Raw genomic sequence first — 26,634 nt, forward strand, 5'->3', positions numbered from 1 at the left:
ACTTAAAAGTATGAAATTAATGAAAGCCGAAAGGCATCAAGTAAAATTACGTTTAGGATTATCAGGACCATCTGGTTTTGGTAAAACAATGTCAGCTTTATTACTAGCTTATGGAATAACAGACGACTGGAATAAAATTGCAGTAATAGATACTGAAAATAATAGTGCTAGTTTATATTCTCATTTAGGAGCATATAATGTCCTCACTCTTAATGATCCGTATTCTCCAGAAAGATATGTCGAAGCTATTCAGGCTTGTGAAAAGGCAAATATTGAGGTGATAATAATTGACTCTATAACTCATGAATGGCAAGGTGCTGGTGGTTGTCTAAGCATCCATGAAAAACTAGGTGGAAGGTTTCAAGATTGGTCAAAGGTTTCTCCAAGACATCAAAAATTTATAGATAAGATTTTAAACTCAACAGCTCACGTAATTACTACTGTTAGACGCAAAATTGATTATTCCTTAGACGTAGGCTCTAACGGAAGAACTAAAGTTAACAAACATGGAACTAAGGAAATTACTAGAGAGGGTTTTGAATATGAACTAACAGTGAATTTCGAATTAATAAATGACAAACACCTTGTGAGCGTATCGAAAGATAGAACAGGTTTATTCATGGATAAACCAGAGTTTATAATCAATTCTGCTACTGGAAAGAAGCTTAGAGAATGGTGCAATACTGGAAAATCTTTAGATGAAATCAAGGAAGAGATTTATTCCTGTGAATCAGAAGCGGATCTTAAAACTATATATGATAACTATAAAAATCACCATAGTGAGATCATACCAATTTTGAGTGAAAGAAAAGCAGATATACTCAATGAAAATAAGAATCCCAATTCTGAAAACCATGTTATTAATCCTAATCAAATAGTAAAATGAACCAAGTAATAGAATATAACGAAAGACCGCTTGAAATGGTGGTTGATAACACTACCTCAATAGGCAATGATTTTATCGTAGCTAATACGGAGATAGTTACGCTAGAACATCTTAGGGATGATTGCATTGTGCCAGTGTTTACAAAAGACAATGAAATCACAATTAGTCACTTCCAATTTATTGATGAAGTATATAATAGAATGAAGGAATCTTTAGGAGATCATAAAATCAATAGTCCTTCTATAAGAGTTAGTCATGTGATTAAAGGTAGAGTTCCTAGTGCAATAGGTAAATCCGTAAAGGATTTAATGGATCATGAAAAGACTAGATATTATGAAAGATGTGCTTTCTCAATTGATGTTCCAGAAATCTATCAAATTATAGGAGGTAATAAAATTTCCTTAAGCATAGGTGGTGTAAGAGCTTATAATCAAGAAAATCTGTACAGCACTAAATCAATGGAGAAATTCAAGCTGTTTATTGGATTTAAGAATTGGGTATGTACTAATTTATGTATAAGTACAGACGGTTTATTAGACTCTATAAAAGTCTCTAGTCTTGATGAACTTGGAAACAAAACTCTAGAACTTATTCAAAACTTTAATGCAGAAAAACAATTACAAGAAATGGAACAACTCACAAATTTTAGCTTAACAGAAAAACAATTTTCACTTCTGGTAGGAAAACTTAGAATGCTCCCTTTTCAAGATAAATCCAGATTTCCAGAGATCATCAACTGTACTCTTTCAGAAAGCCAAGCTTCTGTAATTGTAAAGGATTATCATGAGGATGAGAATTTTAAAAGAGAGCAAAATGGAAATATTTCCTTGTGGTCTTTATACAATCTTATGACAGGAGCAAACAAGTCTTCTTACATAGATCGTAATTTTCAGCGTAATGCTAACTGTTTTGAATTGATAAAACACCTGGGTAAAAGCATAGAAACAGGTGCTAATAGCTGGTACCTTAATTAATAATACATAGCGTTCACTGCAATTATGACAGATGAAGAGATAGCTAAAGTATTAAAGTATAGCTCTCCTAACACTATGCTTATAGTAAATATTACTAGCAGGTTAGCAGAGCTTAATTGTCCATTCAGAGTACAGGTTATTCAAGCAATTGGCTTGTACTCGGTTGGACAAATCTTAACAGTATCTTCAGTTAAAGTTACCAAAGATCTAATTACGGTTTATATAATATCTGGATTAGCTTATCATTATTTCCATTTTGATATTATATAATTCGGTTAATGGCAGTTATGCTGTATTTTGATGCAAACTTTTGAGCCGGTTTCTGCCTTATCAATAAAACCCCTGAAAACGACTAGCTAGAGTAGTATTCTGATATTGTCTTCATGATTAATTTGAAGGCAATATCTAGATACTATAAAATTTTGAATCTAGTTTTGTCATGTTTTTAAAAAAGGCACAATTATTGCTATTTCTTATTTAGTATTTTAAGCGAGTTTTGGTTTTTCAACCTTACTTGATAATTTTATTCAAATAGGACTGTCATTGAGCAGTTTTGAATATTTCCTTTTATTTTATCGGAGTAAATACCGTTCTAAATCAGATATTGATCTGTTTGAGCCGTATTTCTAGTTAATCATTTTTGTAAAAATGGTTGTGATAATATTCCATGCGTTTATATGCACTGGCACAACTATTCTTATATAGCAAAATGATTAAAACTATACATAATGTGACGGAAAGAATTTTAAGACTTAAACCTCACTTAATTACTGAACATATTAGAGGAGATAACTTCTTTAATGAAAATAGCCTAAAGGCTTTTAAAAATAAATAGATGGAACAATTTAAAAAAATAGAAAAATTCCTAAATCAACACTATGACTTTCAAAGGAATGTCATAAAAGAGCGTGTAGAGTTCAAAGAAAAAAGCATGACAAGAAAACAGTTTAAAATGATGGGAGATTATGATTTTTATTCAATTCGAAGAAAATTAAGAATGGCAAAACTAAATATTTCAATGGCCGAGCTTCACTCATTGTTTGGGTCTGATTTTGTGAAAAAATATAATCCGATGGAGGACTATTTTAATCAACTTCCTGCATGAGATGAGGTTGATCATATTGAATTAATGGCGAATAAAATAAGGTCTAATAATCAAGAGTTTTTACAATGGAGCTTTAAAAAATGAATAGTTGGTATGGTAGCATGTGGATTGAACGAAAGAATTACTAATCAGCAGGTGTTTATAATTACAGGTCCTCAAGGTTGTGGAAAAACTACTTGGATTGAAAATTTGATGCCTACAAAAATGAGGGATTATTTATATTCTGGTAAAATTAATCCAAGCTCAAAAGATTCAACTCTTTTGTTAGCGGAACGCCTACTTGTAAATATGGATGAATTAGCAAGTTTGAACCATAAAAACATCGAGGACTTTAAAGAACTAATTACTAAAACGAAAATATCTGAAAGAAGAGTTTATGGTAAATACACTAACGATTACTCTAGAATTGCATCATTTGCAGCTAGTTCAAATCATACAGATATATTAACAGACAGCTCAGGCAACAGAAGGTTTTTAGTCAACGAAACTGAGGTAGACATAGATTGTACTGTATATGAAAATCTTGATCAATTTTATGCTCAAGCCATACACCTGTATAAATCTGGTTTTAAATACTTTTTTGACACTGAGGATATTGTGAAGATTGAAAAGCAGAATAATAATTTCAGGAAATTCAGTCCATTAGAGAATTTGTTGAATGATCATATCATTAAAGTCGAACAAAGTGATAAAAAGATAAAACCAATGGTTATGTCTAGTACGGAGATTATAGAGCAATTAAAGGATAGAGTAGAAAATTGCCCTTTAATACATCCAAATCAACTAGGTAAAGCTATGAGTTCTCTAAAGCATAAAACTACTAAAGTAAATGGTGGAATTAAAAAGTATGTGTTCTGTTTTAGAAAATAAGGTAGGTAAGGTAGGTAGTTTTGACAAACTAATTTATTGTGTTAGTAATACTATTGACAGCAAAAGATACATTGGAGCAACTACAAAATCTTTAAAAGAAAGGAAACAAGATCATCTAGAGAGAGCCTCTAGAGGTCAAGATGGTAAACTTTATAAAGCACTCAGAGTCTTTGGCTCTGGTGCTTTTATATGAAAAATTATAGATGATGCAGAAACAATTAATGAGTTAGCGGACAAGGAGAAATACTGAATTAAATATTATGACTCTAAAGAAAATGGCTATAATGCAGATGAAGGTGGTGGATTTAAAAAAACAGTTTATCAATATTCTGTTGCTACTAGAGAATTAGTTGGAGAATTTGAAGGTTTAAATAGTGCAGCTAGTGCATGTTATGCAAGTAAGCAAGACATATCAAGAGCAGCATTAGGAGTTAATAATTTGTATGCTGGTTATCTATGAAGTTATAATAAGAGTGATCTTTTACCTCTCGCATCTGACAAGCGTAGAAAAGAGGTTATACAACTTGATGAACAAGGTGCAGTCATTAACACTTTTAAGTCAGTTGCAGATGCTAGTAAAGCAACCGGAACTAGCAAGACCTGTATTGCTCGTGTATGTAGAGGAGAAAGAAAATCTACTCAAGGATATGTATGAAAATATCTATAATATAAATTTTAGGAGCTCTATTGCATACTGTAATAGAGCTTTTTTATTTTTATCAAACTAACCAAACCAATTATACAATGAAAAAAGCAGCAGAGTTTATAGAGTATTATAGAAAAGAAATAGAAACTGCAAAAAGATTCAACCATCTGATGAAAAGTTCGGCTGATCAAAGAGCACAACCTAGTGCAAAAGATTTATTTGAATACATTATGAATTCTTTAAAATACAGTTTTGCTGGAAAGCAAAAACTAACATTCATGGCGTTATTACTTTTCAATAGATGGAATGAAGAGGTAAATGCTAAATATCAAATAAGTGATCCATATAAAATTAATATGACTGTGGAATCTATTTTCTATGAAGGTAATCAACTAGGAGTTTAATTAATTTATAAATTCTACCTACCCTACATCCCATTTCTAGGTATATTAGAAAAAGATATAGACTATATCAAAAAATAATATAAAGTAAATTTCTAGTTATCATTTATATTAAAAAATAATAGCTTACAGTAATGACAAGGGTTTTGACTATATGAAAAAATAATATAAGGTCAGTTAAATTAAAAGAAATCCAACATTTTACCTACCCTACCTACCTATATTGAATTTATATATGGAATAAACCTCTTATAGTAGGAATATATCTTTACAATAAGTACTTTTAAACTCTCCCCTGAAGTATCAATCAAAACTAAATCAATTCATGCCCACACTCAACTGGATAGGAAAAGAAAAGGTAGTGAACCATCATCAAGATGTACCTTATAAAATATTAGAGAAACAATACACCTATACTGATGGAAAAGAATCCAGTACTGGTAGCAGTGATAATAAAATCATTCATGGAGATAACCTAGAAGCTCTTAAAAGTCTATTACCAGAGTATGAGGGCAAAATAGATTGTATTTATATAGATCCACCGTACAATACAGGTAATGAAGGCTGGGTTTATAATGATAACGTAAGCCATCCACGCTTAAAAAAATGGTTAGGAGATGTCGTGGGTAAAGAAGGAGAGGATTTATCACGTCATGACAAGTGGTTATGCATGATGTATCCAAGAATTAAGCTTTTGCACAAACTTTTGGCTAATAACGGAGCTATTTTTATTAGTATTGATGATAATGAACAGGCTTTGCTTAAAATTTTACTAGATGAAATTTTTGGAGGTAATAATTTTATTACAACTATATGTTGGAGAAAAACAGATAATCAAGCTAACATAGGTCAAATTGCTAATGTTAAAGAATACATCATATGTTTTTCAAAAAATAAAAAGGATTTAGACTTTGGTAAAGTAGAATTGTCCGAAAAGGCAAAAAAGGAATATAGATATCAAGATGGTATCGGTTATTTTAGAAGAAATATTTTATTTCATAAAACTCGAGGAAGAAATCACTTTGATGTAAAAACTCCAAATGGAAATATCTTAAAAGGACCATGGATGGTCAAAGAAAATGAGTTTAGAATATTAGAAAAAGAGAATAAGTTATATTGGGCATCTGGTAAAATGGAAACTCCTTATGGTAAATTATATTTACACGACTCTAAGGGACAAATACCAAACGATAATTGGGGTATAGAAGTTGGTTCAAATCAACAAGCATCAGTAAATATTACAAATTTGTTTAATAAAAGAGTTTTTGATTTCCCTAAACCTTATACTCTTATAAGAAATATCCTTTCATTCTCTACATCTAAAAACTCCATCATTCTAGACTCCTTTGCTGGCTCAGGAACAACTGCTCATGCGGTCTTAAACCTAAATAAAGAAGATGGCGGTAATCGTAAATTCATTCTTGTAGAGATGGAAGATTATGCACAAGACATCACAGCAGAACGTGTAAAACGAGTCATAGATGGTTATGGTAAGGATAAGAAAGCAGTAGAAGGAACAGGTGGTGATTTCAGTTACTATGAATTAGGTAAACCCTTATTTAATAATGACAACTTACTAAATGAAGATGTTGAGCTAACTAAAATTTTGGAATATGTATGGTATTCAGAAACTAAAACGCCTTATAAAGCTACTTACGAAGAGTTTTTACTAGGCACTAAGGAAGATGTAGCTTATTATTTCTATTATACTAAGAACTCTGTAACCACGCTAGACATGGATTTTTTAAGACAAATTAAAACCAAAGCTAGCAGTTATATCATCTATGCAGATAATTGTTTGCTAGATAAAGACATCATGGACAAGTACCATATTATTTTTAAAAAGATACCCAGAGATATTTCAAGATTTTAATTATGAATAAATTAAAAAAATGGCTTTTCCATGCGGATAACGAGAAAGCTAAAGTTGTTAAAAGTATATTTTATGGAAGTTTAGCTTCCTTTATATCAATCATTATAACTTGTCAAACAATGTTTTATCAAACTAAAAATGGTGAATATACAGAGATATATAGATTAGGCTATCATCAAATGGGTGGTACTTATCCTAAAGGATTTGCAATGAAAATAAATTATGATGAGTTTTTAATAATTTTAATTTTCATTATTTTTTCAACACTTTCCTATTCCATAATAAAAAAAACTAAATAAAATTGGAATTAAAACCATACCAACATAAAGTAATCAAAGATCTAGAATCATTTCTAGAGTACGTTAAAGAGAGGGAGCAATCTAGTGCAGCTTTTAATAGCTATTGGGAAGATAAAGTAGGTCCTTATACTCCTCAAATAGATGGCTCATTTACAGGAATGAGACCTTATAAAGATAATATTCCTGGTGCCACACATATTGCTATTAAAGTACCTACGGCTGGTGGTAAAACATTTATAGCCTGTAATGCATTGCACAGTATCAATAAGCACTTTAATCAAGGTAATCCAAAAGCGGTAATCTGGTTAGTACCTTGGTCTAATCTATTACAGCAAACCTATAATAACCTATCTAATCCATCGCATCCCTATCGTGATAAACTCAATACTTTGTTTAATGGTAGAGTTGAGGTATATGATAAAGATAGTTTACTGCAAGGAGCTAACTTTAATCCTTCTTCGGTAACAGAACAGCTTAATATTTTTGTATTTAACTTTAGCAGTCTTAGGATCAATAGCCGTAAGAAAGATGATAGAAAAGTATATCAAGAAAATGGAGCCTATGAAAGCTTTCGCGAAAGCGTAATAGATAAAAACCTCGTGCTACCGGAAACTGATGAAACCGCTCTAATTAACGTTATACGCAGTCTGAATCCAGTAGTCATAGTAGATGAAAGTCATAATGCAGAAAGTGATTTAAGTGTAGAAATGTTGAACAACCTTAATCCTTCTCTAGTCTTAGACCTTACTGCAACACCTAAGTCTAACAGTAATATTATAAGCTTTGTAAATGCTATAGAGCTTAAAAAAGAAAATATGGTAAAACTACCAGTGGTAGTATATAACCATAACCGTAAAGAAGAAGTAATAAGCAGTGCACTACATTTACAACGCAAGCTAGAACTACATGCACAGGAAGAAGAGCAAATTACTGGCAAGTACATAAGACCTATTATCTTATTTCAAGCACAGAGTAATATTAAAGGGAAGAACAATACCACCTTTCAAAAGATTAAAGATAATCTAGTAAAACTCAAGATACCAGAGGAGCAAATACGCATAAAAGTAAGTGGGATTGATGAGCTTAAAGGAGAAGACCTTAGTTCTAAGAACTGTCCTGTTAGGTATATTATTACTGTTAATGCCTTAAAAGAAGGCTGGGATTGTCCTAATGCCTATATACTAGCTTCTCTAGCAGATAAATCTAGTCCAGTTGAGGTAGAACAAATTTTAGGTAGGGTTCTAAGACAGCCCTACGTTACAAAGCATCAAAATCCATTATTAAACCTATCATTTGTACTTACAGCTTCTAGTAAATTCAATGAAACACTAGAGAACATAGTTGAAGGACTACAAGAGTCTGGTTTCTCACGTGATGATTACTATGCAGAGGAAGCTCCAGAAGAAGAGTTAACTGATAACGAAGTATTACAAAAAGATTTATTTGGTGGAGAAAAACCAAAAGATAATGAGCCAGTAAGTGATGATGAGTTTTCTGTACAGGATATAGACTTTAATCCAGAAGATGAAGTTTCTCTAGAAGATATAAGCGCACATCAACCTAGTACTGTAACTAACATAACTGATAGAGCTATAGAGGAGAGCAAAGCGTTTGATACTATTGTAGAAAATACACCTGTAGATGATAATACAGTATTAATGACACAAGTAATGGGAAAAAAGCCAACTACCTATAAAATCATAGATAAATATAGAGATCAATGGTTAGCTCTTCAACTACCACAATTCTATTTGAAACAAGAGCACGATGCTGAGGTACAAAATGTGCTATTTGAAGAAGCAGCTAGTTTTGAAGTGCTATTACAAAAAGAACGGTTGTTATCAGGCTTTAATCTATCTGCACAAGACGCAAACGTGAAGTTTGAAGACATAGCAGCAGATATTAGGACGATAGACTTTAATGAAGAAAAGAAGGCCGTAGAAGTGGCTAAAATGCGTTCTAGGACTAAGAGTATTTTACTAGAAAACATACTGGCAAAACCTAAAGAATCACAAATTAAAGATGTTACCTATCATGTAGTTTCTAAACTAGGAGATATGTATCCTATTCCAGAGCAAGATCTACAATCCTATGTTTCTAGAATATTCAGTTCTTTAGAAAAACAACAGATTCAAGATATCATTACAAATGATTTTAATTACGTTAGAAGTATTAAAAATCATATCAAATCATTGACCAGTACCTATTCCAGAGAACAGTTTAAGCATGGACTTGCTACTAAAAGCATTTTCACTAAAACTCAATTTAGCTTACCTGAGCAAATAACACCTATCAGAACAAGTACGTCCATTGCAAAGTCTTTGTACGAGAGAGAAGGACACATGAACAACTATGAGCAAGATATGATTACAGATATTGCAGCTCTAGATAATATTCTGTTTTGGCACCGTAATCTAGATAAAGGAAAAGGATTCTACTTAAATGGATTTAGCTCTAATCACTATCCTGATTTTATCGTTTACACGAAAACGAATAATGTGATCCTCATAGAAACCAAAGGAGATGATAGAGATAATGATGATAGCCGTGACAAGAACCGACTAGGTAAAGCATGGGATAAAGCAGCTGGAGATCAATTCAGCTACTTCATGGTATTCCAGACCAAAGAGGTTGAAGATTGCTATACAGCTAGGAGTATAATTGAGGTGGTTAAGAATTTGTAGATTATGGCTAGATCATTAACACCATCAAATTTATATATAGAATTTGATATGACCGATAGAAATATTGAGGAATTAACTATATCAGAGAATAATGCTAAGAATCATTGTTACATAGAAGATAACAAGGGGCAAATGTATGATACGTTTATTGTAGCAAAGAAGAAAAAGGTAAGGACAGTCTGCAAGACATTCATCCGTAAATCAACTTCCAAAAAGAAATATGTCCTAAGTATTGAGTTTAGAAAAGAAAATATTGAAGGTGAAAGTGCAGTAAGTAGAGGAAGTTCCATTATTGTGCCATTTAAAGAGTCAGAAGAATTAAGTTCATTTTGGACCCTTATATCATTTTTTCAGAAATTTAATGAGCTCATTGATACTGGAGATTTTTCAAATAGATATCAAGCCATAACAGGAGAAAGTTTAAAAGATTATTATACCAAAAGTGTTGCAACAGATAAATTATCAGCGCTTCTAGAATTAGTCTCAAATGAAGAGCTTAATGAAGGACATCTAAAATCTATAATTTTCAATCAAAGAAAAAAGGATCTTTATGGATTCTATTTACTACTTAAAAATGAGGAATCAGAGGATGGATTAGCCCATGATAGATATCGTAAAAAATTTGATATTAAAGAGCGTGGTAGTGAAGTAATATGGCATCATTTTTTGAAAGAGAATAAATGGATTCTAGGTTTAAATACTGAACTAAGATTTATATATGACTTACATAGTGAACATAAGCTAGGAGAAGAAAATTCAAAAGGCGCTGGAAGTTCTAAAACAGATTTGCTTGGAACTTCTTATTTTACAACTATTATAGAATTGAAAACTGAAAGCACTCCGATTTTTAAAGAAAATAAAAGCAATAAATCGAGAGCCAATACATGGGATTTTTCTATTGATTTCATTGAAGCATATAGCCAGACTTTAGGACAAAATGACGATCTCCAAAAGAACAGAAAAAAAAGGATTGAAATGAAAGATGGTAGCGCATTGGATAGAGAATTGATAAGAACCCTAGATCCAAAATGTTTATTAATAATTGGCTCTAGAAACAAGGAGTTTCCACATACAAATACCAGAGATAATAATTTAAAAACTGATTCATTTGAGCGTTTTAGAAGAGATAGTAAGAAAGTTGATATAATAACTTATGATGAACTGTTTGAAAGAGCATTTCATATTATAAATCAGGAAAATTTATCTATGAATTGGTTTGATATACCTTCTTCAGAATTTATTAGTAATTATTTGGGCAACCAAAATTATTCTTCATTGAGTTAATTGAGGCATAAAATTTGTCTTTTATATAAGTGAAATAAAAATTAAAACACTTTTTTATCGTTAATAAAACAAATACTTTCGCTAAATCAACCCATATTAAAGAAATGGAAAATACAAAAAGTAATTTAGATACTATTATGGGAGTATTAGGACTGGTTACTCTAATCACTCTAATTTTTCACGCCTTAAAATCAATAGACGATGCTACAGAGACTAACGTTATCTCTGATGATGCTTTAAAGGCCATTCAAGATCCTGAAAAAGCTAAACAACTGAGACAAGCTGTAGATGATTATCATGACACTGGCGAGTGGAATAGAGGAGATTTAGAATCTATCTTATAGAAAACAAACATGAATCTGACCTTAGGGTTTATAGCCTTTTTTATATCTATAATTATTCCAGGAATTCTTTATCGTAGGTTTTTTTTCTTTGGAGAATTCTCTAAACAATTCAACACTAAAGATCCAGTCTTACATTCCATATTTTTCAGTATAGTTCCTGGAATAATAATTCAATTACTATCTTTTGTAATTTACTTTCTTCTATTTGGATTCAAGACAGATTTCTTTAATATTTTTTTAATATTTCAAGATATTACTTCTGATGGGACGATTGAAGCTAAAGTAGTTACGCAAGATTTTATTAATAATGATATTGTAAGGTTTATTTATTATTCTTTATTCGTTTTTATTCTTGCTTCAGTTTCTGGATGGTCATCTAGTCGATTAATTAGAAATAGAAATTGGGATAAAAACTATAAACTATTTAGATTCAAGAATCAGTGGTATTATATTTTTAGTGGCGAAGTTCTTAATATGAAAAAATTCGAAGAGGCTCATAAGGTTTCTTTCAAAAATAATAAAGGTGAAGAACAAGATATACTGATGACTTATGCAGATATTTTAGTTTCTGTTAGTGAGCAAAATGATAAAAAGGAATTATACACTGGTTATGTGGTTGATTATGATTTAAAAAGTGACGATATAACACAGTTAGATAAAGTTTACTTAATAGACACACACAGATACAAAAAGAAAGAGAAGTTTAGTGCCGGTGATTCTAATAACAAATTAGAGAATAAAAGTGATGTCCTTAACAAATCTAGGAACCGCATAAAAGTTCCTGGTGACATATTTGTTTTAAATGCAAAAAACATAGTCAACCTAAATCTCACGTACGTCCCTTCACTAAAGAAAATTGAAAAAAAGAAAGAAAAAGAAATTAAACATCAAAAGAGGTTATCGTATTTAATAAATCTCTACATAATAATAATATCAGGTATTGTTCTAGCTCATTTCTTTCACGGATTAATAGATTTAGACGACACGTTTTTAAAAGAGTACTTGAATCAAACAGGTTTTTGGGGTAAACTTTTAGTTATATTATTGATTAATCAGATACTTTCAATCGTAATGCCTTCTGAGAATTCATCTGAAAAAATATCTTTTGATTTTAGGTGGGACACCATTAAATGGAAGCTTTTAGTCTTACTAATATGGGGCTTTCTGAATTATTTCTTTGTCTTTAGACATTTGTTTTAAACAACAACTAGGTATTATTATAAATTTTGATGTCTCAAACAAAATATTAGCTTTAACATGTCCCGTACCAACGTTATAAATATAGCATTTACCACAACTATTGATGAAGCTATTACATTTGCAGATGATATTTCCAACACAGTAAGTACTAATGATACTTCTCTTACCAATTATAAAGGAATTGGTATTGTTTATTTCATGTATTTGTTTGATAAGAATACAAGAGAAACTAAACTCGTTTATATAGGGAAATCCAAAGGCTATATATTTAAGACTAGAATTAGAAATCATATTTTTAAGAAGCATCCTAAAACAGGTTCTAAGTTAGCTAACGTTAAAGCTGAGATAGTTAAAGGGAATGAAATAAAAATCAAATTCTTAAAGGTTAATCCAGAGTCTTTTAGAAACACCCTTGAAGAAGAATTGATTAATCATTATAGACCATCTTGGAATATTCAAAAGAGAAGAAAAGAATAATTAAGAGCCTATAATATCTAATATAAACTCCCATTGTAATTCTAGAGCTTTTGATTTTCTCCAAAATGAGTGTTTTACATTTTGAACTCTCAAATGTTGATCTAGATTGAAAGAATAATTATCATATCCACCAACTCTTTTCTCAAACGTAGATCGTGGTTTAGGTAGTAACGCTGGTGAAACATTCTGTTTAGTAATACCACTTAGCTTCTTTAGTAGAATAGGCAAGTTCTTATTAGATATATTATGAAACTCCTCTACAAGCAGCTCCTGTACTTCAATCAGCAACTCCATTTCAGAGATAGAAGTTTCAAAAATGGAATACTCGTTATCAGAATAGATATAAACTCCATCTTTAACAATTATTGGAGCATTAAAGCCTAAAATATCACTTCTTAGAATCCTAATATCATTTCTGATAGTTCTTTCAGATACACCGCTTTTGTTTCCTGTAGCATCATATAAAGCCTTCGAGCATTGCTTAATCAAATAGTCAACATCAACTAGTACAGCAGTGTTTCTTAAACACAAGTCTATAGTTTTATATCTAATTAAAGCATTGAGGTTTACTGGCATATCTAATTGAGAATTGCAAATAGACTGCAATTATATTACTTCTATTTGTATAAATCAAAAATTTAGGTGCTAGCAAGATTCAAACTAAAATCACTCTAATTGCGGAAATCCGTAAACAATTGAAGTGAAATTTATTTCTCTTTGTTAAGCTGAAAATTTCAAAATTAGAGAATTACAGATTATAATAATTTTATTATCACTAAAGAGAACTGAAAGCAAAAATGAAAGCAAATCTAATTAAAGATCTAAAAAAAGAATTGAACAGTATTATTTTACACGGTCAAGAGGAAGTAAAACAAACTAGTATTACAAATAGTATTGAACAGAAGTTTCAATTGAAAAAAATTACAAATTTTTGTGTTGATAAATTTAAAAATACTCTTTATACACGAATGGATCAAATTCAACTTACTAAACATGAGATTGATCAGATGGGTGAAGAAGTATTAAAAATCTATTATCCTACAGAGGCTTCACAGGGCAAACCTAATGAACGGCAATTACGAGGCTTTATTGAACCTGTAGATTATGAGAAAATAATTAAGTTGTTCTATCAATTCTGTTATGATCCTCGTTTGATCAATATAATTCTCGGAGATACTTTTAAATCTCATATGTTTAGAAATAAACTTAATAATACAACTTCCCCAGAAAATTCTATTTTGTATAAGTTGTTTGTGGGTTACGCTAGCCATGACAGCGTGGATATTAATTTTGACAATTACCCTGATCAAGCATATAAAACATTCAAATTTGAATTATCAGTTAATCGAATTCCAATAAATAAAGAAGATCATTATTTGGAAGTTCTTACAAATGATTTTTTAAAGTTACCAGAGAGTGATATGATTATAGGTATACCTAATAACTTTATCATTCAAGTAAAACTGAATAAGCCAACATCAATTTATGTAGTATTACAAAACTTTATATCGGATGGTTATACCATTCGTGAAGTTCATCAAAATGGTATTATTAGTAATTTAGGGAATATCCCAAGTAATAGCTTTCAAGAGTTTACCAACTTTTTTGAAGGACGCAAAAAAAAAAAAGAAACATCTAAAGAAGAAATAAAGGAAGGAGATTTTGATATTAAAAATGAAATTATACGAGCTTTGTATTCTGCTTTAATGGAGGAGATTGAAAACAAGACTGGATATAATATATTAGATGGAAAAATAGATGAAAACTCTAAAATCATATCAATTATTGATCAGCATACGACTATTACAAAGATTGCTTTAGTTTCAAAAAAGAATGATATGGAAATCTCATTAGAAGATATTATCTACATTTTAGATGAGCTATCATCTAAGGTAAAAGCACAAATATTTTCAAATTGAAGATTTAATCAAATAAACTCATTGATTTAATATTTTTACAGTAGATATCATGGCAAACAAATCACACAATTCAACTATTATATTTGGATTAATAATTTTAGTAGCGTCATTTGCTTTTGCAAGCACAAACTCTATAATGTTTGTTTCACTATTAGTTATAGGGATTACTATTATATACTTAGGTTTAAAAAAACTGGATAACTAGTACGAAAAAAGTTTAAAATGATTATCTTGAGGTTCAGAAATAAAACTAAAAAAAGACACAATACGGATACCCTATTTACTTAAATAAAGAGAAACCTACTGAATACGGCAAACCCCTGTCCTTGGTTCGAGCCCAAGAGGAGGAGCAAAAATCCCAATCAGCAATGGTTGGGATTTTTCATTTTAACACCTGTAGTAATCTTCTCTCCTTCTTCTTCTAGATTTTACGCCCGACTACTAACAATATCCCACACTTTTAATTGTTATATTTACGATTCGAGTAAAGAAATCAATTGTGCGAGTTAATCGTTTCAATTTCAATATATAGAGAATACAAGAATGAGCTGTAATAGTTGTGGAACTGGTGGTGGTACGCCTGGTGGATGTAAAAATCATGGAACCTGTGGTACAAGTGGATGTAATAAATTAACGGTTTTTGACTGGCTAGCAAACATGGAGCTGCCCGATGGTCAAAAAGCTTTCCCATATGTGGAAGTACGTTTTAAAAATAGCAGAAAAGAATTCTTTCATAATTCAGAAGGTCTTCAACTTAAAATAGGCGACATAGTTGCTACCGAGACTCAAAGTGGTCACGATATAGGAATAGTAACCATAACTGGTGAGTTAGTGCGTGTACAAATGAAACGCAAACGCATTAAAATAAATGGAGAAATTCCAAAAGTTTACCGCATCGCAAATGAAAAAGATGTTGAAAAATGGGTGACTGCTCGCGAGAAAGAAGAACCTATGAAAGTGCGTGCTAGACAGATAGCGATACGTCTTCAACTTAAAATGAAGATCTCTGACATAGAATTTCAAGGTGATGGTTCTAAAGCAACCTTCTACTACACTGCCGATGATCGCGTAGATTTCAGAGAATTAATTAGAGAATACGCTTCAGAATTCAAGACTAGAATAGAAATGCGTCAGATAGGGCTGCGTCAGGAAGCTGCTCGTTTAGGCGGTATAGGATCGTGTGGTCGTGAATTGTGTTGTAGTACATGGTTAACAGATTTTAGATCTGTAACTACAGGTGCTGCTCGTTATCAAAACTTATCATTAAACCCACAGAAACTAGCGGGACAGTGTGGAAAATTAAAATGCTGTCTTAATTACGAGCTGGATTCTTACATGGACGCACTAAGTACGTTTCCTAAACAAAATCAAAAACTTTATACCGAAAAAGGAACCGCCGTATGTCAAAAAGTAGACATATTTAAAGGCCTAATGTGGTATTGTTATGAAGGTGACTGGATGAGCTGGCACACTCTTACTACAGAGCAAGTTCATGAAATAGTATCAAAAAACAAGGCTAAAGAAACAGTTGCTAGCATTGAAGAATATGCGAGCGAATTAATAGTAGAGGAAGAGGTTAGTTTTGAAAACGTAGTAGGTCAGGATAGTTTAACACGTTTTGATCAACCTAAGTCAAAATCAAAATCTCGCAACAAACGCAACAAGAAACGTAGACCTGCAAAGCCTCAAAATAAAACAACGACAGCAACTGCTGCTTCACCTAAAGAAGGACAGCCTGCTCGTAAACCTAGACCTAAACAAAACAACCGAACACCTAAGGCTAAAACTAACAACAACAACAACAAGCCTAACACTAAAAAACCTGCTAGCGCAAATAGAAACACTAATAAACCAAAACCGGCAAGTAACAATGCCACAGGTGAAACAAAGCCTAATAAGCCTAGAAATAACCGTAATAAAAGCCGTAATCGTAACAAAAACAACGATAGTAAACCGCCTAAAAAAGAAGATTAGTGAGAGTATTAATATGCCTTTTAATAACATTAACGATAGTCTCTTGTGACGACTTGTTAGTAGATGCAAATTATGAAAGTCTACCACCTTCTGGATGGGACATTAATGATACAGCAACTTTTAACATTACACCGCAAGACACAACTACGGTCTATAATCTATATTTGAACCTGCGCAACACGCATGAATATGAGTATAATAACCTCTGGTTGATCTCACAGATAAAATTTCCTCATGGAAAAATCGTTACAGATACATTACAGTATGAAATGGCGGCACCAGATGGTAGTTTTTTAGGCACAGGATCAAATGACATCTATGAAAATAAATTATGGTTACGTGAAGGAGTACGCTTTCGCGAAAGCGGAACATACCAACTAGCACTTAAACACGCAATGAGAAAAACAGGAGAAGTAAAAGGAGACACCCAATTAAAAGGGATTCTTGAAGTAGGATATAGTATAGAAAAACAAGTGCAAGATGGCAGCAACTAAAGCACAAATAGCCCAAGAAAAAACAGACAAGAAAAAGAACATTTCTCTTTTCTGGAAAATTTATGCAGTAGGAATAGGGCTTGTAGTCCTTATGTTCTTACTAGCAGCATGGGAAGTATTCGGTGATTTACCAGATCACACAGCCCTAGAAAACCCACAAACAGAACTAGCTACCGAGATAGTAACTGTAGATGGTAAAACATTAGGTAGTTTTTATAACGATAACCGTAAACCTGTAAAATTTGACGATTTACCTCAAAACCTTATAGACGCACTAGTCTCAACAGAAGACGAGCGTTTCTGGGATCACAGTGGTATAGACGGTTATGGAACTGCTAGAGCTGCCGCATTTTTAGGTAGTAAAGGTGGTGCAAGTACTATAACACAACAACTGGCAAAACTCTATTTTACAGAACAAGCTAGTAGCAACAAGCTAGAACGATTGATCCAAAAATTACGCGAGTGGATAATCACCTCTAGACTTGAGAAACAATATACTAAAGAAGAAATTATTACTCAATACCTTAATGAGTTTGATTTCTTAAAGCAAGCTATAGGTATACGTAGTGCGTCTAATATCTACTTTGGTAAAGAACCTGATTCACTTACTGTTTCAGAAAGTGCGGTTTTAGTAGCTATGCTTAAAAATCCTAGACAGTTTAATCCGCATAGAGAAATCTCAAAAGAAAAATCTTTTAACCGTCGTAATCAGGTGTTTTTCCAGATGGTACGTAATGGTAAAATGACAGAAGAGGTAAAAGATAGTCTTACAGCCTTACCTATCGTTTTAGACTACAATCCAGAAGGACATAATGATGGTATGGGAACTTATTTCCGTGAACATTTACGTGACTGGTTAAAAACCTGGGCAAAGGATAACATTAATCCAGAAACTGACAAGCCTTTTAACCTCTACAACGACGGATTAAAGATTAACGTGACCATAGATCACCGCATGCAAAAAATGGCCGAAGAAGCTGTTTATGCACACATGGAGCGTTTACAGACAGAGTTTGACCATCAACAGACACGTAACAAGACAGCACCTTTTACAGATCTTACAGATAACCAAATAGAAATCAGATTACAGTCTGCTATGAAAAGGTCGGAAAGATGGAGAGAAATGAAGAAAAAAGGTATTGCCGAAAAAGACATTATCAAAAGCTTCAATGAAAAGACAGACATGACCATCTTTGACTGGAAAGCAAAAGGCCGCGAGCGTGATACTGTAATGACTCCTATGGATTCCATACGTTACTACAAGAAGTTTTTACATACAGGTCTTATGTCATTAGAACCACAAACAGGTCATGTAAAAGCGTGGGTAGGTGGTATTAATCACAAACATTTTAAATATGATAACGTAGAGCAAGGTACACACCAGGCTGGTTCTACTTTTAAACCATTCTTATATTCTACGGCAATTGATCTTTTACATTATAGTCCATGTAAAACATTATCTGATGGAGAGTACACCATACCTGCAGGTAAACATGGTAATACAAAAGACTGGACACCTAAGGATTCTAACGGTGATTATGGTAACATGATGACGTTAAAAGAAGCACTAGCAAAATCAAAGAATACAATCTCTGCTAGACTTATGGATGAAGTAGGCCCACAGGCTGTACTAGATCGCGCAGCACAACTAGGTATAAATACAGACGGTATGGACGTTGTCCCTTCTCTAGCATTAGGTACTGCAGATGTAAACCTGTATGAAATGGTAGGTGCTTATGGTGTTTATGCAAATGGTGGAATTTATAATAAACCAGTTCTAGTAACGAGCATAGAAGACAAGAACGGTACAATTCTTTATCAATACATGCCAGAGAGTAAAGATGTAATGAATCCGGAGACCGCCTATGTTACGGTAAATCTTATGGAAGGTGTAACTAGAATAGGTAGTGGGGCAAAATTAAGAGGTAGCTGGGCAACTAAAAACAGTTTCTATAAAGAGGTGATCACAGATTATCCATATGATTTTAAAAACGACATTGCTGGTAAAACAGGAACGACTCAAAACAATTCTGATGGATGGTTTATGGGAATGGTTCCTAACCTAGTAACTGGTGTTTGGGTAGGTGGAGATGGTAAATCTATTCACTTTAAATCTACTAAATACGGTCAGGGTGCTACCATGGCATTACCTATATGGGGTAGTTATATGAAACGCCTTTATGCAGACGAGACCATTGATGTTTCTAAAGCGCCTTTCAAAAAACCAGAAGACCTCTCTATTGAGACCGATTGTGATGAGTATGAAAAGACTCAGAACAGCTCTCCTTTAGGTGGTAGTGAAGATGACGACTCTAGGGAATTTGACATGTAAATTATGATAGCAAAACTTTCATTAGAAAATATTTTATTTCTAGATATTGAGACCGTACCTCAACAGGAGAGTTTTGATTTATTAGATCCTATAGACCAACATCTATATGCTGATAAAACTAAATACCAGCGCAAAGAAGAATTCTCTCCGGCAGAGTTTTATGATCGCGCTGGTATTTGGGCCGAATTTGGTAAAATAGTATGCATATCTGTAGGTTATTTTGTTAACCGAGATAAAAAACAATTTAGGACTCGCAGTTTTGTCGGTGAAGAAAAAGAACTGTTAGAAGAATTCTCCAGTCTTTTAAAAGAACATTTTTCTAGTAGAAACAATCTGCTGTGTGCGCACAATGGTAAGGAATTTGATTTCCCTTACATTGCAAGAAGAATGATTATTACAGGTGTTGAGATTCCAGAAAAGCTGAACCTATTCGGTAAAAAGCCCTGGGAAGTGCCACACATAGACACCATGGAGTTATGGAAATTTGGCGATTATAAACACTACACTAGTTTAAAATTATTAACGCGCATTCTAGGTATTCCATCGCCTAAGGATGACATAGATGGATCACAAGTACGGGATGTATTCTATTTAGAAAATGACGTGCAACGCATAGCAAACTATTGTGAGAAGGATGTAGTTGCAGTAGCGCAAATAGTTCTCAAATTGCGTAAAGAATCTATACTTACAGATGAGCAAATCATCTCAAAATAATACCGTAGCATCCATAAAGGATCTTAACGTTAGCTTTTCAAATGGAAAAGAGAACGTTAAGGTGCTACATGATATCAATTTTGACATATTTAAAAACGAGATACTTGCCGTAGTTGGAGAATCTGGCAGTGGTAAATCTGTCACTAGCAAGGCACTTATGGGTTTACTACCTAATGCCACAGCACAAATAACTGCTCAAGAACTTTCTTTGTTGGGCAAGGATTTATTACTATTAAATGATGGAGAATGGTCTCGCTTTCGCGGAAGCGAGATAAGCATGATCTTTCAAGAACCTATGAGTTCTCTTAATCCTACTATAACCTGTGGACAGCAAGTCATAGAGATACTACAACAACATCAAAAAATTGATACATCGAGTGCTAGAAAAGAAGTTTTAGAGCTTTTTAAAAAGGTAAAACTACCTACTCCAGAAATAACGTTTTCAAAATACCCACATGAAATAAGTGGTGGACAGATGCAACGCGTTATGATTGCTATGGCACTTGCGTGCAAGCCTGCATTGTTAATTGCAGACGAGCCTACTACTGCACTAGATGTAACCGTGCAAAAAGAGATTATTTTATTACTCAAAGAATTGCAACAAGAATACGGGATGAGTATTCTCTTTATATCACACGATCTATCATTAGTACGTGCTATTGCAGACAGGATACTGGTTATGTATCAAGGTAAAATAGTAGAGCAAGGAACAAGTAAAACTATTTTTGAAACTCCTAAAGAAACATATACCAAGGCACTTATCGCATCCAGACCTAGTACTACAGAGCGCGTTAAAAAACTACCGACCATAAATGATTTTATGCAACATACGGTAGACGGAGATTTGATCACTCCATCGCAACGAGTGGCTACACATAAAAATATTTATAACCAAGACCCTTTATTACAGCTAGTTGACATAGTAAAAGATTACCCACTCAAGAAAAAGCTTTTTAAAAAGCAAACCTATTTTAGAGCAGTAGATGGTGTCAGTCTTAATCTATATCCTGGTGAGAGTCTAGGACTAGTAGGAGAAAGTGGTTGTGGAAAAAGCACTCTAGGCAACCTGATTTTACGTTTGAAAGATGTGACCAGCGGTAAAATTATCTATCGCAATAGAGACATTACACATCTTACAGGCAAAGCAATGCGCGAGTTGAGAAAAGAGATTCAGATTATCTTTCAAGATCCTTTTGCTTCATTAAATCCACGACTTACTGTAGGGCAAGCTATTATTGAGCCTATGAAATGGCATGGTATAGGAGATAATCATGCTCATAGAAAAGAAAAGGTACTTACTTTATTAAAACGAGTAGGGTTAACCGAAGAGCATTACAACAGGTATCCACATGAATTTAGTGGTGGCCAGAGACAGCGCATAGGTATAGCAAGAACAGTAGCCTTAGAACCTAAGTTAATCGTATGTGATGAAAGTGTAAGTGCTCTCGACATTTCTGTACAAGCACAGGTTTTAAATCTTTTAAATGAGTTTAAAGAAGATTTTGGATTCTCTTATTTATTCATTTCCCATGACCTTGCTGTAGTTAAATACTTTTGCGATCAGGTTATTGTAATGAACAAAGGTAAAATAGAAGAAAGAAACGAGGCAGATGCTCTTTATGAAAATCCGCAAAGTGATTATACTAAAAAATTGATTGCGGCAATACCACAATAAATACCCTTTTTGAGAAATCATGCCTTATAAGCTGACAAAAGTCATCGTTGTGCAAGAGGAGTAATTATACTTTTGACTCAAAATTGAGATTATGTGTAGTTTAACTTCAAAATACAATGTTGCAGGACCTAGATATACAAGCTATCCTACAGTTCCATATTGGGACGCTAGCAACTTCTCTATAGATTTATGGAAACAAACTCTAGTAAAGAGTTTTAAAGAAAGTAATAGCACAGAAGGTATAAGTCTTTATATTCATTTACCTTTTTGCGAGAACATGTGTACATTTTGTGGATGCAATAAACGCATTACAAAAAACCATAGCGTTGAGATACCTTATATAAAATCTGTTTTAAAAGAACTTGATCTTTATATAAATCTCTTTGAAGAACAACCAGTTATAAAACAAATACATTTAGGTGGTGGTACACCTACATTCTTCTCACCAGAGCATTTAGATCAATTGATAAAGGGAATATTTTCAGTAGCTGTAAAAGCTCAAGAATGCGAATTCAGTTTTGAAGGACATCCTAACAACACGACTAAGAAACATCTGGAAACACTAGCTCAAAATGACTTTACCAGGGTTTGCTACGGCGTGCAAGATTACAACCCTACTGTACAAAAAGCAATTAATCGGATACAGCCTTTTGAAAATGTGGAGAAAGCTACGGTAATGGCTAGAGATGCAGGTTTTAAATCTGTAGGACACGATATTATTTATGGTTTACCATTTCAGACTATAGATCATGTTATTCACACTATTAATAATACTATAGAATTGCGTCCTGACCGTATTGCTTATTATAGTTATGCACACGTGCCCTGGATAAAAGGAAACGGGCAGAGAGGTTTTAAAGACTCTGACTTGCCTACAGCCGTACAAAAACGCAAACAGTACGAGTTAGGTAAAAAAATGCTTACTAGCGCTGGCTATATAGAGATAGGAATGGATCATTTTGCATTACCTACAGATAGCTTATATACTGCACAAGAAACTGGTACCATACACAGAAACTTCATGGGATACAGTGATAGTAAAACACAATTAATGATAGGTCTAGGCGTGTCTTCTATTAGTGATAGCTGGTACAGTTTTGCTCAAAATGTAAAAAACATTGAAGAATACCAGACACTTGTAGAAGAAGGAACGCTACCAGTATTTAGAGGTCATATTTTAAATAAGGAAGATCTTATCATAAGAAAGCATATTCTTAATCTTATGTGCAAATTTGAGACCTCATGGCAAGATGATACTATGTTCTTTAAAGAACTACCTGACGTACTTGTAAAACTATTAGAACTAGAGAAAGATGGTCTAGTAATTACTCATGCTCATAAGATTCAAATTACCGAAAAAGGAAGAGCCTATGTGCGTAATGTTTGTTTACCTTTTGACATGAGATTGCAACGTAAAAAACCAGACACTCAATTATTTTCTATGACGGTATAGATTGACATTTAAGTTTTAACTAAAAAAAGGAAAGCCTGCGGCTTTCCTTTTTTGTTATTTAGAACGTACTAATTTGAGAAAACTAGTTCTCTGTATCCTTACTTTTTTTATCACCGTTTGCTAGACTATAAACTACTAGAACTAGCGCTACACAAACCACGGCAAACACGCCTATTATAATAGTACCCATTCCCCAATTTACAAGAGGTAAAAAAATTGCTTTCATATAATTTAATTTATTAGTTAATGACAACTCTGGTTTGCCGATATCGTTTCCATAGCAACAGATTCTGATGGTGATATGTATTTAATACCTAATCCCAGACCTCTTACTATAAATAGTAATCCTATTATTATTACAAAAACAGGTATCAGTTTTAATACCTTTTGTTTTGCCTGTCCCTTTAAAAAATTACCTAGGTATATCGCGGTAGTCATTAAAGGCACTGTCCCTAGCCCAAAAAGAACCATGTATAAAGCGCCATATCCAGCACTACCAGAAGCTAAAGAACCGAAAACTGCCATATAGACTAAACCACAAGGCAATAAACCATTAAGAAAACCCATAGTGAAAAAAGTACCTGGATCTTTCTTTTTAAGTTCTTTTCCCATCGCACTTTTCACCCTTCCTACTAGAGCATATATAGGTCTAGAAAAGTTGTATTTATTAAATATCTTAGTAGGTATCAAAACCACTATAATCATCGCGACACCTATAATGATAGATAGCTGCTGTTGTATACCAAAAAGGTGCATGCTTTTACCTAAAAAACCAAATACAAAACCTAAAAAGCCATAGGTAAACAACCTACCTCCATGATAACCCAATAACTGGAAAAAGCGTTTACTCTTACTCTTGCGATCTAATGGCAATAAAAATGCAATAGGACCGCACATTCCCACACAGTGAAAACTACCCAGTAAACCAAATATGAGTGCAGACCACAACATTCTTAATAAAGTATTTCTTCTTTATACATGTAAGACTGCCCATCATACGTCCAGTCTATAGTAATATTCCAGCGACCGCCTATCATTTTATTGTCAGGTATGAGCAAATTATGATCAGATAGTGAAAGTTCAGTCTCAAAATCTAATACTTGATTAGACGGTCTATAAAGGAACATTTTACCTTTAATTTTCTCTACGTTTAACTGCGATGGAAAAGTAATCATCCATCCGTTTTCAGTTCTTTTACTTACTATTTTCTCAGAGAGGTTATTTGCATTTGTCTCTGCATCTATCTCATTTTGATAGTACATTTCTTTCTCATAGTATTCTTCTGTTACTAGGTCATGACTATATCGCTGGTCTGTAATCATGGTGATTACAAAGTATAGTATAAAGCCTATAAAGCAAGACATACCTACTACTATTCCTGTTCCCCAATTCCATTTCATCTCCTTAATCCGATTTAGTCGGCGGCTATTAATTATTTAACTACTGCTTTCTTTTCTGTAGCAATAGGTTTATTGGCCAGTTTTTCCATCATTAATTTTGCCTGGCAACTTTGATTTAAACCTGGTTGCCCTTTTTTACAACCCTGACAGCAATTCTTTTTTTCTGCACTCATAGTTAGATGTTTGTTACGCTTTCGCGAAAGCGGTATTAATTATAACTACGTGGTCCTAAAAAGGCTGTAGTAGTAGTTTCTATTACTTGATCACCACTCATAATTTCTATTTCTAGTCGCTCCTTATCAGTCTTTATAGCACTAGCATTAATTTCTATAAAAAGAGTTCCTTGCGTTAGTCCTGCCTCTGGCACAGTTACACTCGTGTTAGAAACCAGCTTAATTGTTCCTTTGTGAGATTTTAAACGGAAGGTGATACTATCAATAGGTTCTACCGTTTTATTTACCAGTTTATAGGTATAGACATTACTAATAATATTATCTGCTTTATGTTCATATAACTGACCTGGTAATCTTAAAATACTTGCCTCTACATCATTACGCAGAAATAGCATTCCTATTAAAACGGCAGTAAGAATTCCTAAAACAACTATATATCCTTTAAGCCTAGGAGTCAGTTTAAATTTCTCACCCTTTTCAATGTTGTCTTCACTAGTGTAACGTATAAGACCCTTAGGTAGATATACAGCTTCCATCATGTGGTCACACGCATCTATACAGGCTGTACAATTTACACATTCTAGTTGTGTACCATTACGTATATCTATTCCTGTAGGACAGACATGTACACATGCAGAACAGTCTATACAGTCACCTTTTCCTGATGCTGGACGATCTTCTTTCTTTTTAAACTTTGCTCTACCTTCTTCTTTCTCACCACGTTTATGGTCGTAGGCAACTATTATAGATTTATTATCAAGAAGAGCACCTTGTAAACGTCCATAAGGACATACTATAATACATACTTGCTCTCTAAACCAGGCAAAAATGAAGTAGAATACTCCTGTAAAAATCATTAAAGAAATGAGCGTACTTCCATGTTGCGACGGCCCGTCTGTAATGTATCTAATAAGCTCATCACTACCGATTAAGTAAGCTAAGAATATGTTTGCAATTAAGAACGAGATAATAAAAAAGATGCTCCATTTGAGAACTCTTTTTCTGATTTTTTCAGCATTCCATGGCATTTTTGCAAGACGTATTTGCTTACCTCTATCTCCATCTATCCAGTACTCGATACGTCTGAAAATCATTTCCATAAAAATGGTTTGTGGACATATCCAGCCACAAAATAAACGCCCAAAGGCTACTGTAAAAAAGATAACAAAGACTACCCCTATAATCATCATGATTACAAATAAGTAAAAGTCCTGAGGCCAAAACGGAAAACCGAATATATTAAAACGACGTTCTAAAATATTGAACATCATGAACTGGTTGCCATTGATTTTTATGAATGGCGCAGAGAACAAAATAAGTAATAAAGCATAACTCACATACTTGCGATACTCATACCATTTACCTGAGGGCTTTTTAGGGAATACCCATGCACGCTTACCTTCTTCATTAAGCGTGCCTATGGTATCTCTAAAATTTTCTTGACCTTGATCTGCCAT

27 protein-coding genes are annotated in these 26,634 nt (G+C 33.1%); 21 read left to right on the plus strand and 6 right to left on the minus strand.

The annotated features are described in order from the left end of the window. Positions 1-10: 10 nt before the first annotated feature. The 14 genes from ACJJVN_RS11675 to ACJJVN_RS11740 all read left to right on the plus strand — a co-directional run bounded on the left by ACJJVN_RS11675 (position 11) and on the right by ACJJVN_RS11740 (position 13,043). Complete coding sequence (locus ACJJVN_RS11675; protein WP_405378229.1) at positions 11-886, plus strand: AAA family ATPase; 876 nt, start codon at positions 11-13, stop codon at positions 884-886. Further along, positions 883-1,860 (plus strand): DUF3871 family protein, encoded by a 978-nt coding sequence (locus tag ACJJVN_RS11680; protein ID WP_405378231.1) that lies wholly within the window; start codon positions 883-885, stop codon positions 1,858-1,860. The genes ACJJVN_RS11675 and ACJJVN_RS11680 overlap by 4 nt, the downstream gene beginning before the upstream one ends. Before the next feature lie 24 nt (positions 1,861-1,884). After that, positions 1,885-2,130 carry a hypothetical protein gene (locus ACJJVN_RS11685; RefSeq protein ID WP_405378233.1) on the plus strand — a complete coding sequence of 82 codons (246 nt, stop codon included), beginning with the start codon at positions 1,885-1,887 and terminating at the stop codon, positions 2,128-2,130. A 565-nt stretch (positions 2,131-2,695) separates the two neighbouring features. After that, the gene (locus ACJJVN_RS11690; RefSeq protein ID WP_405378234.1) at positions 2,696-2,965 is read left to right on the plus strand and encodes a hypothetical protein; all 270 of its coding nucleotides are present in this window, start codon (positions 2,696-2,698) and stop codon (positions 2,963-2,965) included. Positions 2,966-3,058: 93 nt separating this feature from the next. Continuing rightward, positions 3,059-3,835, plus strand: a complete 777-nt coding sequence (locus tag ACJJVN_RS11695; protein WP_405378236.1) for a VapE domain-containing protein — start codon at positions 3,059-3,061, stop codon at positions 3,833-3,835. After that, positions 3,813-4,028 (plus strand): hypothetical protein, encoded by a 216-nt coding sequence (locus ACJJVN_RS11700; RefSeq protein ID WP_405378238.1) that lies wholly within the window; start codon positions 3,813-3,815, stop codon positions 4,026-4,028. The genes ACJJVN_RS11695 and ACJJVN_RS11700 overlap by 23 nt, the downstream gene beginning before the upstream one ends. A gap of 551 nt (positions 4,029-4,579) precedes the next feature. Next, positions 4,580-4,885 carry a hypothetical protein gene (locus ACJJVN_RS11705; RefSeq protein WP_405378240.1) on the plus strand — a complete coding sequence of 102 codons (306 nt, stop codon included), beginning with the start codon at positions 4,580-4,582 and terminating at the stop codon, positions 4,883-4,885. Positions 4,886-5,207: 322 nt separating this feature from the next. Continuing rightward, on the plus strand, positions 5,208-6,755 hold the full coding sequence (locus ACJJVN_RS11710; protein WP_405378242.1) for a site-specific DNA-methyltransferase: 1,548 nt from the start codon (positions 5,208-5,210) through the stop codon (positions 6,753-6,755). Between the two features lie 2 nt (positions 6,756-6,757). Then, on the plus strand, positions 6,758-7,054 hold the full coding sequence (locus tag ACJJVN_RS11715; protein ID WP_405378244.1) for a hypothetical protein: 297 nt from the start codon (positions 6,758-6,760) through the stop codon (positions 7,052-7,054). Positions 7,055-7,056: 2 nt separating this feature from the next. Further along, on the plus strand, positions 7,057-9,738 hold the full coding sequence (locus ACJJVN_RS11720) for a DEAD/DEAH box helicase (RefSeq protein ID WP_405378246.1): 2,682 nt from the start codon (positions 7,057-7,059) through the stop codon (positions 9,736-9,738). 3 nt (positions 9,739-9,741) lie between these two features. Next, complete coding sequence (locus tag ACJJVN_RS11725; protein WP_405378248.1) at positions 9,742-11,022, plus strand: Shedu anti-phage system protein SduA domain-containing protein; 1,281 nt, start codon at positions 9,742-9,744, stop codon at positions 11,020-11,022. A 104-nt stretch (positions 11,023-11,126) separates the two neighbouring features. Continuing rightward, positions 11,127-11,366: a hypothetical protein gene (locus tag ACJJVN_RS11730; protein WP_405378250.1), complete on the plus strand. Its 240-nt coding sequence runs from the start codon at positions 11,127-11,129 to the stop codon at positions 11,364-11,366. 9 nt (positions 11,367-11,375) lie between these two features. Next, positions 11,376-12,566 (plus strand): hypothetical protein, encoded by a 1,191-nt coding sequence (locus ACJJVN_RS11735; RefSeq protein WP_405378252.1) that lies wholly within the window; start codon positions 11,376-11,378, stop codon positions 12,564-12,566. A gap of 57 nt (positions 12,567-12,623) precedes the next feature. Next, entirely contained in the window at positions 12,624-13,043 is a 420-nt protein-coding gene (locus ACJJVN_RS11740; protein WP_405378254.1) for a GIY-YIG nuclease family protein, read from the plus strand. Here ACJJVN_RS11740 and ACJJVN_RS11745 read toward each other — a convergent pair whose 3' ends face one another. Next, complete coding sequence (locus ACJJVN_RS11745) at positions 13,044-13,574, minus strand: hypothetical protein (protein ID WP_405378256.1); 531 nt, start codon at positions 13,572-13,574, stop codon at positions 13,044-13,046. Positions 13,575-13,840: 266 nt separating this feature from the next. Between ACJJVN_RS11745 and ACJJVN_RS11750 the strand changes: the two genes are divergently transcribed. The 7 genes from ACJJVN_RS11750 to hemN all read left to right on the plus strand — a co-directional run bounded on the left by ACJJVN_RS11750 (position 13,841) and on the right by hemN (position 23,604). Next, complete coding sequence (locus ACJJVN_RS11750) at positions 13,841-14,962, plus strand: hypothetical protein (protein WP_405378258.1); 1,122 nt, start codon at positions 13,841-13,843, stop codon at positions 14,960-14,962. 543 nt (positions 14,963-15,505) lie between these two features. Beyond that, positions 15,506-16,936 carry a stage 0 sporulation family protein gene (locus ACJJVN_RS11755; protein ID WP_405378260.1) on the plus strand — a complete coding sequence of 477 codons (1,431 nt, stop codon included), beginning with the start codon at positions 15,506-15,508 and terminating at the stop codon, positions 16,934-16,936. After that, the gene (locus ACJJVN_RS11760) at positions 16,936-17,430 is read left to right on the plus strand and encodes a gliding motility lipoprotein GldH (RefSeq protein ID WP_104514061.1); all 495 of its coding nucleotides are present in this window, start codon (positions 16,936-16,938) and stop codon (positions 17,428-17,430) included. Before ACJJVN_RS11755 ends, ACJJVN_RS11760 begins: the two co-directional genes overlap by 1 nt. After that, the gene (locus ACJJVN_RS11765) at positions 17,417-19,762 is read left to right on the plus strand and encodes a transglycosylase domain-containing protein (RefSeq protein WP_405378262.1); all 2,346 of its coding nucleotides are present in this window, start codon (positions 17,417-17,419) and stop codon (positions 19,760-19,762) included. Before ACJJVN_RS11760 ends, ACJJVN_RS11765 begins: the two co-directional genes overlap by 14 nt. 3 nt (positions 19,763-19,765) lie before the next feature. Continuing rightward, on the plus strand, positions 19,766-20,476 hold the full coding sequence (locus tag ACJJVN_RS11770) for a 3'-5' exonuclease (RefSeq protein ID WP_104514063.1): 711 nt from the start codon (positions 19,766-19,768) through the stop codon (positions 20,474-20,476). Then, entirely contained in the window at positions 20,454-22,151 is a 1,698-nt protein-coding gene (locus ACJJVN_RS11775) for an ABC transporter ATP-binding protein (protein WP_405378264.1), read from the plus strand. Before ACJJVN_RS11770 ends, ACJJVN_RS11775 begins: the two co-directional genes overlap by 23 nt. Positions 22,152-22,242: 91 nt before the next feature. Further along, positions 22,243-23,604, plus strand: a complete 1,362-nt coding sequence (hemN, locus tag ACJJVN_RS11780) for an oxygen-independent coproporphyrinogen III oxidase (protein WP_405378266.1) — start codon at positions 22,243-22,245, stop codon at positions 23,602-23,604. 82 nt (positions 23,605-23,686) lie between these two features. Here the strand turns inward: hemN and ACJJVN_RS11785 are convergent, their stop codons facing one another. From ACJJVN_RS11785 to ccoG, 5 genes are read right to left on the minus strand one after another with little or no spacing between them, the layout of a single operon-like run. Continuing rightward, positions 23,687-23,830, minus strand: coding sequence for a hypothetical protein (locus ACJJVN_RS11785; RefSeq protein ID WP_405378268.1), 144 nt, complete (start codon positions 23,828-23,830; stop codon positions 23,687-23,689). Between the two features lie 17 nt (positions 23,831-23,847). Next, the gene (locus ACJJVN_RS11790) at positions 23,848-24,555 is read right to left on the minus strand and encodes a sulfite exporter TauE/SafE family protein (protein ID WP_104514066.1); all 708 of its coding nucleotides are present in this window, start codon (positions 24,553-24,555) and stop codon (positions 23,848-23,850) included. 2 nt (positions 24,556-24,557) lie between these two features. Further along, positions 24,558-25,004 carry a FixH family protein gene (locus ACJJVN_RS11795; RefSeq protein WP_405378269.1) on the minus strand — a complete coding sequence of 149 codons (447 nt, stop codon included), beginning with the start codon at positions 25,002-25,004 and terminating at the stop codon, positions 24,558-24,560. 32 nt (positions 25,005-25,036) lie between these two features. After that, positions 25,037-25,177, minus strand: coding sequence for a hypothetical protein (locus ACJJVN_RS11800; RefSeq protein ID WP_405378271.1), 141 nt, complete (start codon positions 25,175-25,177; stop codon positions 25,037-25,039). 35 nt (positions 25,178-25,212) lie between these two features. Then, entirely contained in the window at positions 25,213-26,634 is a 1,422-nt protein-coding gene (gene ccoG / locus ACJJVN_RS11805) for a cytochrome c oxidase accessory protein CcoG (protein ID WP_405378273.1), read from the minus strand.

Origin of the sequence: Nonlabens sp. Asnod3-A02, from assembly GCF_045063755.1 — a bacterium.
Classification (GTDB): Bacteria; Bacteroidota; Bacteroidia; order Flavobacteriales; family Flavobacteriaceae; genus Nonlabens; species Nonlabens xylanidelens.